We start from the raw sequence: 561 nt of genomic DNA, 5'->3' as shown, positions 1-561 counted from the left end.
CGTGTGGTGCCTAGGAGGTAGTAGTAGACTCCGTACACGTACCGCGATATGCAGTAGCATCTGCTTAGTCATGATCATTGTCTGCTCCATCTGCATGGCGCACTGCGGCATCGTCGGCAGCGGCATCTGCTCTCGCGTCTGCTTCTCCTACCGCGTCGGCATCGGCGTCCGCATCCGCATCAGCATCAGCATCGGCATCGGCATCCGCATCCGCATCCGCATCGGCGTCGGCATCGGCATCGGCATCGGCATCGGCGTCAGCATCCGCATCCGCGTCAGCGTCGGCATCCGCATCCGCATCCGCATCCGCGTCGGCATCGGCGTCCGCATCGGCGTCGGCATCCGCATCGGCATCGGCATCGGCATCGGCATCAGCATCAGCATCAGCGTCCGCATCCGCATCCGCATCCGCATCCGCGTCGGCGTCGGCGTCCGCATCAGCATCGGCGTCAGCATCCGCGTCAGCATCGGCATCGGCATCACACTAGGCATCGCCTTCCGCATCTCCCTAGACAAAGGCATCCGCATAGACATCCGCTCCGACATCGCACTCGTCTCAGC

At 63.5% G+C, this 561-nt stretch carries 1 protein-coding gene; it reads left to right on the top strand.

Features of this window, described 5'->3' with window-relative positions:
- Window positions 1–70: 70 nt before the first annotated feature.
- Window positions 71–561 (top strand): hypothetical protein (locus JQ845_RS22775; RefSeq protein ID WP_203009506.1); only part of this gene is annotated, 491 nt, incomplete at its 3' end.

This window comes from Pseudomonas paraversuta, from assembly GCF_904063065.1.
Lineage (GTDB): Bacteria > Pseudomonadota > Gammaproteobacteria > Pseudomonadales > Pseudomonadaceae > Aquipseudomonas > Aquipseudomonas paraversuta.
The sequence above is the reverse complement of the archived record's forward strand: the minus strand, read 5'-3'. Positions and strand labels throughout refer to the sequence as shown.